Raw genomic sequence first — 15,459 nt, 5'->3', positions numbered from 1 at the left:
TAGGTTTTGGTTATTCGCTATTTATAAAAACATCAGTTACAGCGCTAAAAAAATATTAATACAAATAGCTAACTACAGCGGTATAAATTTAATTTGCTAGCACTACCACTATAATTTATTTTAAAGCTGAACATAAACAGGTAGTAATACAAGGCACGCTTAATATTTGCTGGTTTTCAATAAATATTCGTAACGTGTACCCATAAATTTGCTGAAAGATTCTGCAACATCGAGAAGAGATGCTAAAGTGGGATGTAAAGTTCGGAATGGAATCTGCCGTATGCCCTGAAGTGATACATCTTACGAATAAAATAATAATCATCAGCCTCATAAATTTTAAGCCCGAATCTTTTGGTCTCCAATCAATGCCAAATATCAGAGCAATAGCTAAAAGAGCCATCAAGAATTTAACCAACCTTGATCTATTTGATGAAAATTCAAGCGTCGAAGGCAAAAGGTATCTGATCAGTTGCCTTTTCCCCGAAAAAATGGAATACAATGGAGACCGATACCGAACACTTTTAGTCAACGAAATCACAGAACATATCTACCTGATAAACAATGAATTAGAAAGCAATAAAAAAGGGCAAAAGACTATTAAAAATCTTTTGCCCTGTTAAGGGTGGAAAGACCTACTCTTGTCGACCGATTTTATGTACGATTTGACCCGCCTGGCGAACATGAGAGGGAAAATGATGGAGATTGATCCACAACTTCCAGCTACGAGTTTGGCTTCTTAGTGTGTTTTTTTCGCATGCATTTATTTCAATCTGTTTTATCTCTAGTAGTGACCTTTAAAAGTTCACTACTAGAGATTTTTCAATCAAAACGTATCTAGTAAGGATATTTGGGTGGCTGGTTAGATCAGGATTAATGAATAGCTATTCTGAACCTTTTTGCTGTTCCGACAACATAGCGACCAGTTCTTTTTCCAGGTCATTCCGGTTAGCCAAGCTGTTGGTAAGGATCACCAAACCTGAGTTCAACTGCGGGAAACAATCCAGTGAACTGCGGGAACCGCCCGTACCGCCGCTATGCTCCAATATGCGATAACCATTTGGGCTGCGGTGGATAAACCAGTTAAGCGCCATTCCCTCTTGGTCAGTACCGAAAGTTCGTTGATGGGAAAGTTTAATGGCCGGGTCTGTTTCGGCGTTGTTGGCCTTGATATAATTGACCAGATCAGCAGTAGTGGATCTTAAAGCGCCCATCGCGGGTACTTCTCCCAAATCCCAAAGCGGCACCGGTTGCCTTTGTGTGTTGTGCGGCCATGCGATACGGCCGGGCGGCAGTGATGCGATGTCGATCCGGGTATTCGTCATCTGGTAAGGTTTCAGGATGTTTTTTGACACCAGCGAAAAGTAGTCCTGCCCGTAAGCGTCTTCCAGTATCGTACCCAGTAAAGCAACCGCCATATTAGAGTAAGAATAAATTTTGCCGGGAAGCGTATCCACCTTCATTTGGTGCAAACCTTCGTACAAGAGCTTCCTGGAGTAATTGGACAGGGGATTAAGTGAATCATAGCTGGGGCGTTCCCACATATTGGGAAATATCCTCGTGATCCTTGAGGTATGATTGGCCAGGTCCTTAATACGTATGGATGTACCCTTATAGCTTAAATTGGGATAAGAACCTTTAAGATATTTCCTGATATCATCTTCCAGTTTGATCTTTTTATCCAGTATGGCTCGGGCAAGGATAATCCCGGTAAAGGATTTGGTCATGGACCCGATCTCATAGATAGTCCTGTTATCGGGACATTGCCCGTTGCCGGCCTTTGTCTCCCCGTAATTATAAAAATGCGGTTTGCCGTTTTGCACCAGGGCTATGGAAAGTCCCACCGCTCTTTTATCCTGAAAATACCGCTGAACGCTTTTATCGACCAGCGAATCCAGCCGGGAAATAAGTGGGTTATCTGATGCTACTGCCCGGCTCTGCCCGGCACATTCCAGATTATTCAGGCAAAAGACCGGGATCAGGAATATAAAACTAAGGTATCTGTTTATGCGTCGCTTTTTAAACGGATAAGGATTGATCGGGCTGTTCATAAGGCTATTGACGATTTACCGGTGGTCATAACTCATTTCACGCTTCACCTGCCATTTGCCGTTCTTGTTCTCCCAAACCTCGGTAAACTTTGCAGTAGCTTCCAGTTCTTCCTTGCCATTAAATGTCCCGTAAAACTTGTGTACACCAATAGCTAATGCGCCAAAACTACCTAAACGGTAAACTTCCAGGCTGCTTTTGACCAGCTCTCGTCTTGAGGAATGGACCGGATCGGTAAAATTCTTTTTAAACGCGGCCTGGTTATGCGCATAATCTGTCAGGCCGCTCCGGTCGTCGTAAAATTCCAGGTCGGGAGAAAAGAAGTTCATTAATCCCTCCAGGTTACGTTTATTGTAGGCGGAGAACATAGCACTATCCAGTTCCGCTACTTTTTGATATAGTGGATCAGTTTTTTGAACCACATTGCCTTGCTGCTGCGCGGCAACCGGTAATGCAAATGCAACAGTCATTACGACCAACCCAATACAGGTAATTAAAGATTTCATATCATTTTTTTTAATTAGACAAACCCGGTAACCCAAAGGTTACAAGGCTTATAGTGTATCTTTTCTTTTTTTCAGATAAATATAATAACCCGCATAACCCAGCGATAAACTAAAGGCAACCACTGCAACCGACAGCCAACCGAAAGGGAAACTGCTGATCACCGCAAAGCCAATACCCGCGCTAAACAAGAGAAGGAACCACTTGACCGCATGATTTTTGTTTTCCGCACCGATCTTCAACATTTTCTCTGCTTCATCACTGGTGATCCCCATAAGGATCATCTTGCTTTTAAGGCGATGGTTTAGCAGCATGCGGATCAGTGTCAATAAAAAGCTTGTCGCTACATAAAAGAGCAGGATGACGATAATGGTACGGATAAATACATCGGGAATATACATACCATCGGCGAGGGTGAAACCACTGCCCTCAGTGTGTCCCGGCATCTGCTGAATATTCAGGGAACTGAGGAATATTATTTTTTTCATTTGATCACTTTTAAAGATGAGAAGATTATATTATTATCAGGTTGCAGTCACTCCATATTCAGGGCTCTGAGTTTTTTACGGTAGGTATTGTAAAGTTCCATCAATTGCACCATCAACAGACCGGAAAACAACACAAAGCCAATGATAATGGCCCAAGGCACTATGCCTGTAAAGATCCAGCGGATCGAACCCCAAAATACTACAGCTCCAGCGGTGAGCAGCCCAATAGCCCCGAACAGGAATCCATAAAGATACCAAGCCTCTTTGCTGTCCTCCTTATTAATCGCAGGCAAACGGTCTGGAATGAGTTCTTCTGCTTTGAAATCCAATATGGGGGTCTTCGCTTCCCGGATATAGCTATATAATGTTTGGTAAGCCTTGACCTGTACCTGACAACGGGCACAACCCGTGAGGTGTTGCACAACGGAGGGATCTGTGATGCCTGTGATGGCATAGTCTTGGAGCTGTTCTTCATTTAAATGTACCTGGTTCATAAATCCTCCTTTGAATAATGATTGAGTAAACTTTCCTTCAACACTTTTCTTGCCCGGAACAAGTAGTTTTTGACCGTTCCAACAGGGAGCCCGGTGATGTCCCTGATCTCTTCGACGCTCAGTTCTTCCTTGTGAAATAAAGTAATGAGCGTACGGTAGACCGGTGGTAATGTAGTACTGAGCTTTTCCAGAATCTCCGACCTTTCTTTTATAGAGAGCAGCTGGCTGGCATCTGGTATATCTCCTGAGATCTCCTGAGAGCAAGTGTTGCCTAATGAAAGTTCATCACCAGTAGAAATGGTTATCAGTTCCAGTCTGTATTTTTGCAAATGATCCAGACAGGTAGTGTAACTGATCTGCGCGACCCAGGTAGACAGCTTGCATTGAAAACGGAACCGGGGCAGGTACCTGAAAGTTTTCAGGTAAATATCCTGCGTAAGGTCCTTTCTGTCCGGATGATTGCCCAGCATTTTAAATACAATTTGTGCGACCAGCTTCTCGGTACGGCGAACCAGTAAGGTTGCAGCATGCCGATCCCCGTCCATGATCTTTTTGACCACATCCCTGTCGGAAAGAATAGCAGATTGTCCTGAGCTCACTATATGATTGGACGCTATCCTTAAAAAAAAGTTGCAGAAAACCTCAGAATTGTTTGTCTCGGCTACCCATCTGCGTTTTCTTTTTTCTTCTTTTTATATAAATCACGACCCCTGTTAAAAGGATCAGCAATCCTGCCACTATCCTTACCGCATAATATTCCTTACGTTTTCTGTAAGGAACGTTTGTAAGCGAATTGGGTTGCATATACATATAGCCGTTTTTATTGTCGAGTACCAGGTTAAACCTTGATAACAGATCGTTGCCAAGAAGCATGTTCAGTCCTTCTGCTCCCATATCCCGTATCTTATATTTAAATCCTGAGCGCTGGTATTTACCGATATCCAGCTTTGGCGTAATCGACTTGTTCAACCCGATCATACCGGCTGTTTCGTTCAGCACCCGATAAGCCATCGGCACGTCAGCACTATTTAAAATAGAGGTCTGAGCGCCGGTGTCAAACATCACCCAGCCTGTCTGGGTTTTATTACGGATGGTCAGATTTACCTTTATGTACGGTATAACACCGCCATCAAGGATCACGTCGTGACGGGAATAAGCGGCTGTTTGAGGGGGTAAGGCATCATGTACCACTAGTATTTTCTTGTCATAATTGATTTCCAGTATTTTATCCCTGAACAGGGAATTGCCGATGAGCAGGTCCTCATAATCCTTCATATTACTGGCAACGGCGATGGGGATGCTGTCCCAGACCAGGTTTCCTATCTGCAACCGGTTTTTACTAGCTAACGGCACCTGATTCACACCATCAGAATTGGTAAGAGTAGTCTCGCCATCAAAGTTTATTTTAACTTTCTTAACAGAAGTTTTATTGATGAGGGTTCCCCCTGCACCCAGATCAAGCTGTATATTGGTGACCTCTGAGCCATTTAGTTTTGCATTAACATATACTTTACGATTGTCGCCCAAAGTAAATGGGATCGTATCTGGCCCGGCGCCGGTATTTTTTCGTGTGAAAGCATTAAAATTTTTGTAACTGGCCGAAATTCGGGTATAGCAACTGTCCTTTCCGTTCAATAAAATAATGAAATCATAATCCTTCCCATAAGTTGTATGGAAGGAAATAGAATCCAGATCGGTAATGAAGGTAATGGTGTTGTTTTTTTGTGGAATTTCCGCATAGTAATAGTCAGGTTTTCTTTCAGGCATGATGGCCCAATAGCCTTTTTTGAAGTGCTTTCCGTCCCTGATACTGGCGGTTTTAGATGTAGCCCGCACAACAGGCAGAACATCTTGGGCAAAAGTAAATTGTCCTGACATTAAAAGAAGAGCAATTGCAAATCCTTGTGCAATAATCTGCATCCCTGTGGTTGATCTTGAAGTTTTCATTTATTCGCTTTTAATGATGAGACCGGTTTGCTGTAATCAGGTTGCAATTTCACGGATACCGATAAAGGTACTTAGTAGGTATTTTATTCCCTGAAAAAATGACCTACGTAGAGGGGGCATGTCGAACCGGAAAACTCAACCGAGCGGCCGAGCTAATATATCTGGAAAACAAAGAGTTACGAGCAAAAAAAATGGGGCAAAAATCTCGTTTAAAGACTTTGCCCCATAAAGGGTGGAATATGGGGCTCGAACCCACGACCTCCTGAACCACAATCAGGCGCTCTAACCAACTGAGCTAAAACCACCGTGTTTTTGGAGTTACAAAAGTACGACTTTTAACCATCCCTGCAAATATTTTTATTAAAGTTTTTACAACAAATTTTTAATCACTTCACATTCAATTATTTGAATTCGAAAAAAAATTTCAATCACACCTAAAACAAGCTATTTTAACGCTAAAAACATACCTTTACGGCGTTTATGATCGAAATTTATACAGACGGAGCGGCCAGCGGGAACCCCGGACCAGGTGGCTGGGGCACCATTTTAAGGGCCGGAAAACACTATAAAGAGCTAAGCGGCGGTTTCAGGATGACCACCAACAACCGCATGGAGCTGCTTGCCGTAATTAAGGGTCTGGAGGCATTAAAAAGTTTAAACCAGGAGGTTACGGTTTTCTCCGATTCTAAATATGTGGTTGATGCAGTAGAAAAAAAATGGGTGTTTGGCTGGGTAAGCAAAAACTTTAAAGACAAAAAAAACAAGGATCTTTGGTTACGTTTTCTCGAACTCTACAAACTGCATCGGGTAAAATTCGTGTGGATAAAAGGTCACAACGAACATCCGGAGAACGAACGTTGCGACCGTTTAGCGGTTTTTGCCTCGCAAGATAAAGCCAATCTGGCGATCGATACGGTATTCGAAGCAGAACGGGCCAAGGGAATTTAGTCTATTCCCCCTATCACACCTAAATCGTGCAGGGTATTTTCTACCCTGGTTTCAGGCGAAATTGATTTGGCAGTATATAAAAGCATCATTTCTTCTGCTTTTTCTACCATATTTTTCGATCCGATAAATACCGGCACCCTTTGATGCAGTTCTGTTGGCTGAATATCGAGAATGCGATCAAAACCGGTGCTGGCTTTACCCCCGGCCTGCTCAATGATAAAGGCCATGGGGTTGCACTCGTACAATAAACGCAGTTTTCCATTGGGCGAGCGTGCGGTTGTCGGGTAGATATAAATCCCCCCCTTAATTAAATTGCGGTGAATATCGCCTACCATCGAACCGATGTAACGCGAGGTATAAGGGCGTTTGGTAGCCTCATCTTCTACCTGGCAATATTTGATGTATTTTTTTACGCCATCCGGAAAATGTACATAATTCCCCTCGTTTACCGAATACATATAACCGTTTTCCGGTATTTTCATCTGCGGATGCGAAAGACAAAACTCTCCGATAGAAGGATCGAGCGTAAAGCCGTTCACCCCTTTGCCTGTAGTGTAAACCAGCATGGTAGAAGAGCCATAAATAACATAACCTGCAGCAACCTGCTCAGTCCCTTTTTGCAGTACATCAGCTAAACTGGCCCGGCCTTCAACCGATTTTCGCCTGTAAATAGAAAAAATAGTGCCTACGGCTACATTTACGTCGGTATTCGATGAACCATCCAGGGGATCGATGCAAACAATATACTTTGCATTTTGAGAAACCGGCGAATCAATATGAATAATCTCGTCTTCCTCCTCGGTAGCTACAATACAACATTCGCCACCGCTGGTTAAAGCGGCAATAAACTGTTCGTCAGCATACACATCCAGTTTTTTCTGCTCTTCGCCCTGGATATTGGTGGTCCCCATATCGCCCAGGATATCAACCAAACCTGCCTTGTTAATTTCGCGGTTAACGATTTTGGCGGCAATGCCAATATCCCGCAGCAGCCTTGAAAGTTCGCCCTTGGCATAGGGAAAATCTGCCTGTTTTTCGATAATAAATTGTCCTAGTGTTTTAACGCCACAAACCATACTTAGTGTACTTTTTACATTATCTACCTGATAATTCTATGACCTCTAAGGTATGAATATTTTCGTCAGTAATGCAAAAACGGATCAAGGTTCTCACTTTATGCCAGCCGTGTTTTCCGGCCGCACCGGGGTTTATATGCAAACATTTCAGTTTTTCATCGAACATCACTTTCAGAATATGCGAATGCCCGGTGATAAATAATTTCGGAGGGTTAGTGTATATTTCAGGCTTTACCAAACTCGAATACCGGCCCGGATACCCGCCAACATGTGTCATCCACACCTCTACCTGTTCGCATTTAAACCGGTTATTCTCCGGAAACTCATTCCTGATGGCGGCATCATCGATATTTCCGAACACCCCGCGCAAGGGTTTAAATGCGGCTAAGGGTCCAGCTACACCCGGTCCGAAATCGCCGGCATGCCAGATTTCGTCTACACTTTCAAAATGCTTAAAAACCGCATCATCCAAAAAACCGTGCGTATCTGAAATTAGTCCTATTTTTTTCATGGTGTAACTTAATTTTGCCTGGTCTGTAAAAGATAATCAACCGTAATACTTAAATTCAATTAAAAACGACAAGGGTTTAACATGTTAATCAGTAAGCCAGGAAAAAATCCTTTAGCAATGTTTTATACGCTGCTGTGTGCACTTTCAAATCTTCATAAAGATAAAAATCACTTTCCTGCAACACCGTTTCATTTTTCCCTAAACGAATGATCTGCCTGAACGCAGCCTTCGACCGGTCGGAATGGATATGAATCTTCTCCATCAGCCCGATCCCATCATGCCGGGCACGAAATACCACTTCATCAGCCTGCTTTACGGGCAGGATCAGCCATGCTTCGCCATCAGCAGCCAGTAACTTGCTTATCTTTTTTACCAGCATGCTAAAAAAACCTTCCGCAGCATGCCGCGCAATTCCTTTCCGTACCTCTTCATTCCTGAGGTCGTTTACAAAAAAAGGCGGGTTGGAAACAATCAGATCAAATTGAGCTGAATGGTCATATTGTTCAATTGCAATGTGGTTAATATTTAACCGTTCACTGAATATGGACGACCGGAAATTCTTTCCGGCAGTTTCAGCAGCCTGCTCATCAATTTCTACTGCATGTATGTTTGCATTGGGAAAACGCTGTGCCAGCATCAGGGCAATTACACCGGTACCCGTTCCAATATCCAGGATGTTCTTAGGTGCATGGTGATTGGCCATGGCCCCTATTAAAACCCCATCGGTATTGATCTTCATGGCACAACCGGTCTGATCAACCTCGAATTGCTTGAACTTAAAAATGCTCATCCTAAATTTCGTACAATTCTAATGGCAAACCATCCGGATCAGCAAAAAAAGTAAAGCGCTTATCGGTAAATTCATCAACACGAATCGGTTCGGTAACAATTCCCTGTTCATTTAACCGCTTAATTTCCTTTTCAATATCTGCCACCTCAAAGGCCAGGTGCCGTAAACCCTGTGCTTCAGGGCGCGATGGCCGTGCCGGCGGATTTTCGAAAGAAAAAAGCTCGATCTGGTAAACGCCATTTACGGCCAGGTCGAGTTTGTACGATTTCCTTTCGGCACGGTAAACTTCGGCCAGTACCGTGAAGCCCAGTTTATTCACATAAAAATCTTTCGATCTTTCGTAATTAGAACAGATAATAGCAATGTGGTGGATTTTATTGAACATAGATTTGATTTAATGGAAAAACACATTTGCAGCGACAATTTTTATAAGATTTCTTCTCAATAAATTCGTCATCCCGAGCGGAGTAAGACGTAGTCGAGAGATCTATCAAGGCAGATCTCTCCATTCCACTGCGTTCCAGTCGGGATGAGGCCCAATGGTTCTATCCTATTCAACTTTCTGTCATTCCGTGTGATGTTATAAATTCAAACCCGAAATAACGACCTGCAAGTTACCTTAACGTCAAAAGTAAATAAAAGCGCAATTATATTGCACGTTACAATAAGCTTTTTAAATTTTTAACGCTAAATTTGCGACTTCAAAAAAAAAGCATGATTCATTTCTTCTCTAGTCATCCTGAGCCTGTCGAAGGGCGATCGCAGGCGGTTTTTGTTTTACAAACAGATAAAGCGCTATCTACAACTGATATTACTAAACTCGAATGGTTATTTGGCGGTGCCAAAATCTCGAAGGAAACAGCTCTTAAGGGCTTTTTTGTAGGACCACGTGCAGCTATGATTACTCCTTGGAGTACCAACGCGGTAGAAATTACGCAGAACATGGACATGCAGGGCATTATCAGGATCGAAGAATTTAAACAGGTTGACGAAGCCTTTGCCGATTACGACCCGATGCTCTCTCAAAAATACGATAAGATTGACCAGGATATTTATACCATTAACATTAAGCCTGAGCCAATTTTAGAAATTACGGATATTGCTGCCTATAATAAACAGGAAGGACTTTCTTTAAGTGATGAAGAGGTTGATTATTTAAATTCTTTAGCGCAAAAATTAGAAAGGCCGTTAACCGACTCAGAAGTTTTTGGCTTTTCGCAGGTCAACTCAGAACACTGCCGTCACAAAATCTTTAACGGAAAGTTTGTCATCGACGGTGTAGAGCAACCTACCTCTTTATTTAAGCTCATCCGCAAAACATCTGAAGAAAACCCGAATGATATTGTTTCGGCCTATAAAGATAACGTGGCTTTTATTAAAGGGCCTAAAGTACAGCAGTTTGCACCTAAACGTGCCGATCAGCCCGATTTTTATGCGGTAAGCGATTTCGATTCTGTAATTTCCTTAAAAGCAGAAACCCATAATTTCCCGACCACGGTAGAGCCTTTTAACGGTGCAGCAACGGGTTCTGGCGGCGAAATCAGGGACCGTTTGGCAGGCGGACAGGGTTCTTTACCGCTAGCCGGAACCGCCGTTTACATGACTGCCCTTTCCCGTCTGGAAGAAAACCGTCCGTGGGAACAGGGGGTAGAAGAAAGACAATGGCTGTACCAAACCCCTATGGATATCCTGATCAAAGCATCGAACGGTGCTACCGATTTTGGAAATAAATTTGGCCAGCCGCTCATTACCGGTTCGGTTTTAACTTTCGAACACGAAGAAGATAACCGTACCCTGGGTTTTGATAAGGTAATTATGTTAGCCGGTGGTATTGGTTACGGAAAAACAAGCCAGGCACAAAAACTTAAACCCCAGGAAGGCGATAATATCGTCATCCTGGGTGGCGAAAATTACAGGATCGGCATGGGCGGCGCCGCAGTTTCATCTGCTGATACCGGCCAGCACGGAAGCGGTATCGAATTAAATGCCATCCAGCGTTCGAACCCCGAAATGCAGAAACGTGCCGCAAATGCCGTGCGTGGTTTGGTAGAAAGCGATCACAACCCGATTATCTCCATCCACGATCACGGTGCAGGTGGTCACTTAAACTGTTTATCAGAACTGGTTGAAGAAACCGGTGGTTTAATTAACCTCGATAAACTTCCGGTGGGCGATCCTACCCTTTCGGCCAAAGAAATTATCGGTAACGAATCGCAGGAAAGAATGGGTCTGGTAATCGGTAATGATCACATCGAAACCCTGCAAAAAATTGCCGACCGCGAGCGTTCACCGATGTATACCGTAGGTAAAGTGACCGGCGATCACCGTTTCACCTTTAAATCGGCAACAACCGGTTTAAAACCTATGGATTTAGAGCTTGCAGCCATGTTTGGCAGCTCGCCAAAAATTGTAATGGAAGATAGCACGGTAGAACGTAAATACAGCGACTTAAGTTACGATGCCAGCCAGTTAAATACTTATTTAGAGCAAACGCTTCAATTAGAAGCGGTAGCCGCTAAAGATTGGTTAACCAACAAGGTCGACCGCTGTGTGGGTGGCCGGGTAGCCAAACAACAGTGTGCCGGGCCGTTGCAACTGCCTCTAAACAACTGTGGTGTAATGGCTTTAGATTTTCAGGGTAAAGAAGGTATTGCCACCTCTGTTGGCCACTCGCCTGTTTCAGCACTGATTGATCCGGCTGCAGGTAGCCGCAACGCCATAGCCGAATCACTTTCGAACATTGTTTGGGCACCTTTAAAAGATGGCTTAAAAAGCGTTTCGCTTTCTGCCAACTGGATGTGGGCCTGTAAAAATGAAGGCGAAGACGCCAGGTTATATTCGGCTGTAAAAGCTTGTTCTGATTTTGCGATCGATTTAGGCATCAACATCCCAACCGGGAAAGATTCCCTATCCATGAAACAGAAATATGCCAGCGGTGATGTGATTGCTCCCGGAACCGTGATTATTTCTGCAGGTGCCAACTGCGATGATATCACCAAAGTGGTTGAACCGGTATTGCAGAAAGATGGCGGCGCCATTTACTACATCAACCTCTCAAACGATAGCTATAAATTGGGTGGTTCATCTTTCGCACAGATTTTAAACAAAGTAGGTGCAGAAACACCTGATGTTAAAGATGCAGCTCAGTTTAAAAAGGCATTTAATACCTTACAACAATTGATTAAAGCCGGCCAGATCCAGGCCGGACACGATATTGGCAGTGGTGGTTTAATTACTACCCTGTTGGAAATGTGTTTTGCCGACCGCGGGTTAGGCGCCCAGCTGGATTTATCGGCTTTAGGAGAGCAGGATAGCATTAAATTGCTTTTCGCCGAAAACATTGCCGTGGTTTTCCAGGCCGATGCCGCTGTAGAGAAAACATTAACCGGAAACGGCGTTACTTTCCACAAAATCGGTACCGTAAGCAATTCGGCCACGCTTGAAGTTAAAAATGCTGCCGATAGCTTTAGTTTCGACATCGATCATTTACGCGATGTTTGGTTCAAAACATCGTACTTGTTAGACAGCAGGCAAACCGGTAATGGTTTAGCCAAAGAGCGTTACGACAATTACAAAAACCACGTTTTAAATTACAGTTTCCCGCTTACTTTCGATGGTAAAAAACCGGTAATCGACGAAACCAAGCCAAGGCCAAAAGCGGCCATTATCCGCGAAAAGGGAAGTAATTCTGAGCGCGAACTGGCAAATGCCATGTATTTGGCCGGTTTTGACGTGAAAGATGTACACATGACCGATTTAATTACCGGCAGGGAAACTTTAGAAGATATCCAGTTCATCGGTGCGGTGGGTGGTTTCTCCAACTCTGATGTTTTAGGATCGGCAAAAGGCTGGGCTGGAGCATTTTTATATAACGAGAAAGCAAGAATTGCGCTGGAAAAATTCTTTGCCCGCCCTGATACTTTATCTGTAGGCATCTGTAATGGCTGCCAGTTATTTATTGAGCTGGGCCTGATTAATAAAGACCATGCCGACAAACCTAAAATGCTGCATAACAAAAGTGGCAAACACGAAAGTATTTTCACTTCCTTAACCTTACAGGAAAACAACTCGGTGATGTTATCAAGCCTTGCCGGCAGCACCTTAGGGGTTTGGGTATCGCATGGCGAAGGAAGATTCTCGCTACCATACGCAGAAGATCAATACAAAATTGTAGCTAAATATGCTTACGAAACCTATCCGGCCAGTCCGAACGGTTCTGATTACAATACCGCCATGCTGTGCGATGAAACCGGCCGTCACCTGGTGATGATGCCGCACATTGAGCGTTCATTGTTCCAATGGCACTGGGCAAATTATCCGGCAGGCCGGAAAGACGAAGTTTCGCCATGGATGGAAGCTTTTGTAAATGCCAGAAAATGGATTGAAAAGTTTGGTGAATAAATACAATCATGAAAAATGAGTGTTTCGATTCAATGTATCATAAAAATGGTTATCTTGTGTTTGTAATTTTACAACCTAATTAACACTAAACCTAAAAAAAATGAAAAAAAAATTTAAATCGAGCCCTCTGATCATTTGTTTATTGTATGTTTTAGTTGCAATGTCATGCAAAAAAGAGATTGTAACTGATAGTGTAGATCAAGAAATCAAATTTAAAAAGAAACTTGCAGTTACACCGGAGACTCCAAACCCTGGTGGTGGATTGGGCAGTTTTGTTGTATTAAATGAAAATGGCGATTATGTAACCAGTTATGGAGGAGGGATTAATTTTGGAAACACTTTTACTTACCCCTTAAGTGTTCAGAGTTATCAAAATGGAACGCCTTACACCCCTTATTATTCCGGAGGCTACAGTCCTTCAAACATGCTTTCATTTACGCAAAACGGACCTCATTTCACTATGCTTTTGGGAACAGTTGTAGGAGGCATGACCACTAATACATACGACGCTATAAGTGCATACAACACTGCCTTTAACAATTACATCAACGGAACAGGTGATTTGACCTCATTTCCACAATATAGTACATATGCGGTTCAATATGGTGGATCTTCTGACGGCATATTAACAATAAATGGAACTTTTGTATTAGATACCCAATCGCCAACACATGTAAGTGTCACCAATATAAAATATATTGTTGCTGCAGTAGAGTAATTTAAAACCAGCTGTGCTGTACGATTGAAAATTAAAGCAGTAATTTCGCATATGAAATTACTGCTTTTCTATAAAATACCCCTGATTTAATACAACCTCGTACTGAATCCTGGCTATTCAAACCGAATACGATATTTTTTATGTAACTCATTCCATTATTAAACAACCTTTACTTTGCCTGTAAATCGTACACAAAAGTAAAAAAATGCGGTAGATCGGAAACAAACCGCGAAAATCTAACATACCTGAAGTACTGAAACAAATTCAGGGTGACGATTTGCAAAAAAACGGTCCAGGCACCGCCTAAACCGTTTCAATCTGCCTAACCCCCACATCTACCTGGAACCCAAGAGCGTTAATACCGGTCCCGTATCTTCCACCATCCTTTTCTCTCACCTCTTCCATCTCACATTTTCCATTTTCCACCTCACCTCTCACATTTTCCATCTCCCATCTCACATCTTCCATCTCACATCTCACATCTCACATCTCACATCTCCCATCTCCCTACATCATCTGAAAATTAATGGCCATATTATACCTCACCCGTACCGGAATGCCTTTATTTTTGCCAGGTCTCCACAAGGGCGATTTTTTGATCACTTTAATTGCTTCTTCATCACAGCCAAAACCAATTCCTTTAATAACGGATACATCGGTAATCGAACCATCTTTTTCGACCACGAAACTTACAAATACCTTACCCGATGCCCCTTCTTCCTGCGCTCTTGAAGGATACCTTAAATTACGCTCCATGTATTTAGCCCAGGCTTTGGCTCCACCGTTAAACTCAGGATATTCATCAGCCCCCAGATAGATCTCTTTATCTTCGCCTGCTCCTGCCCCTTCTTTAGCGGTTCCGGTTCCATCGCCATTACCTTTACTATCGGTTACCACCGCATTTGGAGCGACAAGGCCATCCTGCGTTTTGGTGCCAATTACTGCCAGTTTTATATCATCAACCGTAGGTGGCGGCGGAAGTTCTGTTTTATTCACCACTACCACCTGCGACGGAAGTGCTACCGTTTTAACCTTAACCGGATCTGCTTTTTTGGGTGCAGGTTTTTCTTCCGGTTTAGGAAGGTCCGGTTTCATCTGGTGAATCGCCCGGTCTAATTTGATTTCAACGGGTGGTGCATCAACTACAATATCTTTGGGTACCAATTTCGCATAAATTAAAGGCGAGAAACAGGCGAGCACAAACAAACTGCCCGACACGAAAAGTGCCTTGGTCATGATCGCTGAAGATTTAGACCTTAATTCGTAAGCACCATAATTTTTGTTGCGGTTTGCAAATACAAGATCGAGCCACTCGGTTTTGTATACGTTAATGAAAGAGTTGAACATAGCTTTTGTTTTTATAGCATGATGCTACAAAACCGCCGATTCCATAAACGCACTGAAAAATCAATTTTTGTTGCAAAAAATGAAATTTTTCATCTGAAAAACATTTTTTTATTTCATTTTCAATAAAATTCATAAAAATAATGTGATTTCTTTACGAGAATTAATAAAATGTACTATTTTTGACAAAAA

The 15,459-nt window shown here is 42.9% G+C and carries 14 protein-coding genes and 1 tRNA gene; 3 read left to right on the top strand and 12 right to left on the bottom strand.

From position 1 onward, the window contains the following. Nucleotides 1-881 precede the first annotated feature (881 nt). From GGQ60_RS12105 to GGQ60_RS12075, 7 genes are all read right to left on the bottom strand, one after another. Nucleotides 882-2,048 carry a serine hydrolase domain-containing protein gene (locus GGQ60_RS12105; protein ID WP_183764239.1) on the bottom strand — a complete coding sequence of 389 codons (1,167 nt, stop codon included), beginning with the start codon at nt 2,046-2,048 and terminating at the stop codon, nt 882-884. 15 nt (nt 2,049-2,063) lie between these two features. Then, the gene (locus GGQ60_RS12100) at nt 2,064-2,552 is read right to left on the bottom strand and encodes a nuclear transport factor 2 family protein (protein WP_183764236.1); all 489 of its coding nucleotides are present in this window, start codon (nt 2,550-2,552) and stop codon (nt 2,064-2,066) included. A 48-nt stretch (nt 2,553-2,600) separates the two neighbouring features. After that, entirely contained in the window at nt 2,601-3,038 is a 438-nt protein-coding gene (locus GGQ60_RS12095; RefSeq protein ID WP_183764233.1) for a hypothetical protein, read from the bottom strand. A 47-nt stretch (nt 3,039-3,085) separates the two neighbouring features. Then, entirely contained in the window at nt 3,086-3,532 is a 447-nt protein-coding gene (locus GGQ60_RS12090) for an anti-sigma factor (protein ID WP_183764230.1), read from the bottom strand. Next, nucleotides 3,529-4,077: an RNA polymerase sigma factor gene (locus GGQ60_RS12085; protein ID WP_183764227.1), complete on the bottom strand. Its 549-nt coding sequence runs from the start codon at nt 4,075-4,077 to the stop codon at nt 3,529-3,531. Before GGQ60_RS12085 ends, GGQ60_RS12090 begins: the two co-directional genes overlap by 4 nt. Nucleotides 4,078-4,174: 97 nt before the next feature. Then, on the bottom strand, nt 4,175-5,479 hold the full coding sequence (locus GGQ60_RS12080; RefSeq protein ID WP_183764224.1) for a retropepsin-like aspartic protease: 1,305 nt from the start codon (nt 5,477-5,479) through the stop codon (nt 4,175-4,177). Nucleotides 5,480-5,709: 230 nt separating this feature from the next. Then, nucleotides 5,710-5,785: transfer RNA gene (locus tag GGQ60_RS12075), tRNA-His, on the bottom strand. A gap of 174 nt (nt 5,786-5,959) precedes the next feature. Between GGQ60_RS12075 and rnhA the strand changes: the two genes are divergently transcribed. Further along, nucleotides 5,960-6,427, top strand: a complete 468-nt coding sequence (rnhA, locus tag GGQ60_RS12070) for a ribonuclease HI (protein WP_183764221.1) — start codon at nt 5,960-5,962, stop codon at nt 6,425-6,427. Here the strand turns inward: rnhA and fbp are convergent. The 4 genes from fbp to gloA2 form a co-directional block, all read right to left on the bottom strand. After that, nucleotides 6,424-7,503: a class 1 fructose-bisphosphatase gene (fbp, locus tag GGQ60_RS12065; protein WP_183764217.1), complete on the bottom strand. Its 1,080-nt coding sequence runs from the start codon at nt 7,501-7,503 to the stop codon at nt 6,424-6,426. The two genes, rnhA and fbp, sit on opposite strands and share 4 nt — an antisense overlap. 19 nt (nt 7,504-7,522) lie before the next feature. After that, the gene (locus GGQ60_RS12060; RefSeq protein WP_183764214.1) at nt 7,523-8,014 is read right to left on the bottom strand and encodes a metallophosphoesterase family protein; all 492 of its coding nucleotides are present in this window, start codon (nt 8,012-8,014) and stop codon (nt 7,523-7,525) included. An 88-nt stretch (nt 8,015-8,102) separates the two neighbouring features. After that, nucleotides 8,103-8,804, bottom strand: coding sequence for a tRNA1(Val) (adenine(37)-N6)-methyltransferase (locus GGQ60_RS12055; RefSeq protein ID WP_183764212.1), 702 nt, complete (start codon nt 8,802-8,804; stop codon nt 8,103-8,105). 1 nt (nt 8,805) lies between these two features. Continuing rightward, entirely contained in the window at nt 8,806-9,189 is a 384-nt protein-coding gene (gene gloA2 / locus GGQ60_RS12050; protein WP_183764209.1) for an SMU1112c/YaeR family gloxylase I-like metalloprotein, read from the bottom strand. Between the two features lie 329 nt (nt 9,190-9,518). Here gloA2 and purL point away from each other — a divergent pair, with 329 nt between their 5' ends. Both purL and GGQ60_RS12040 read left to right on the top strand, forming a co-directional pair. Beyond that, a complete protein-coding gene (gene purL, locus GGQ60_RS12045; RefSeq protein WP_183764206.1) occupies nt 9,519-13,205 on the top strand; it encodes a phosphoribosylformylglycinamidine synthase in 3,687 nt (1,228 codons plus the stop codon). 100 nt (nt 13,206-13,305) lie between these two features. Continuing rightward, a complete protein-coding gene (locus GGQ60_RS12040; protein WP_183764203.1) occupies nt 13,306-13,923 on the top strand; it encodes a hypothetical protein in 618 nt (205 codons plus the stop codon). A gap of 507 nt (nt 13,924-14,430) precedes the next feature. On the opposite strand, the gene GGQ60_RS12035 is transcribed toward GGQ60_RS12040, so the two are convergent. Beyond that, a complete protein-coding gene (locus GGQ60_RS12035) occupies nt 14,431-15,270 on the bottom strand; it encodes an energy transducer TonB (RefSeq protein WP_183764200.1) in 840 nt (279 codons plus the stop codon). Between the last annotated feature and the right edge of the window lie 189 nt (nt 15,271-15,459).

The sequence above is a fragment of the Pedobacter zeae genome (assembly GCF_014196715.1).
Classification (GTDB): Bacteria; Bacteroidota; Bacteroidia; order Sphingobacteriales; family Sphingobacteriaceae; genus Pedobacter; species Pedobacter zeae.
This window is presented reverse-complemented; position numbering and strand designations above follow the sequence as displayed.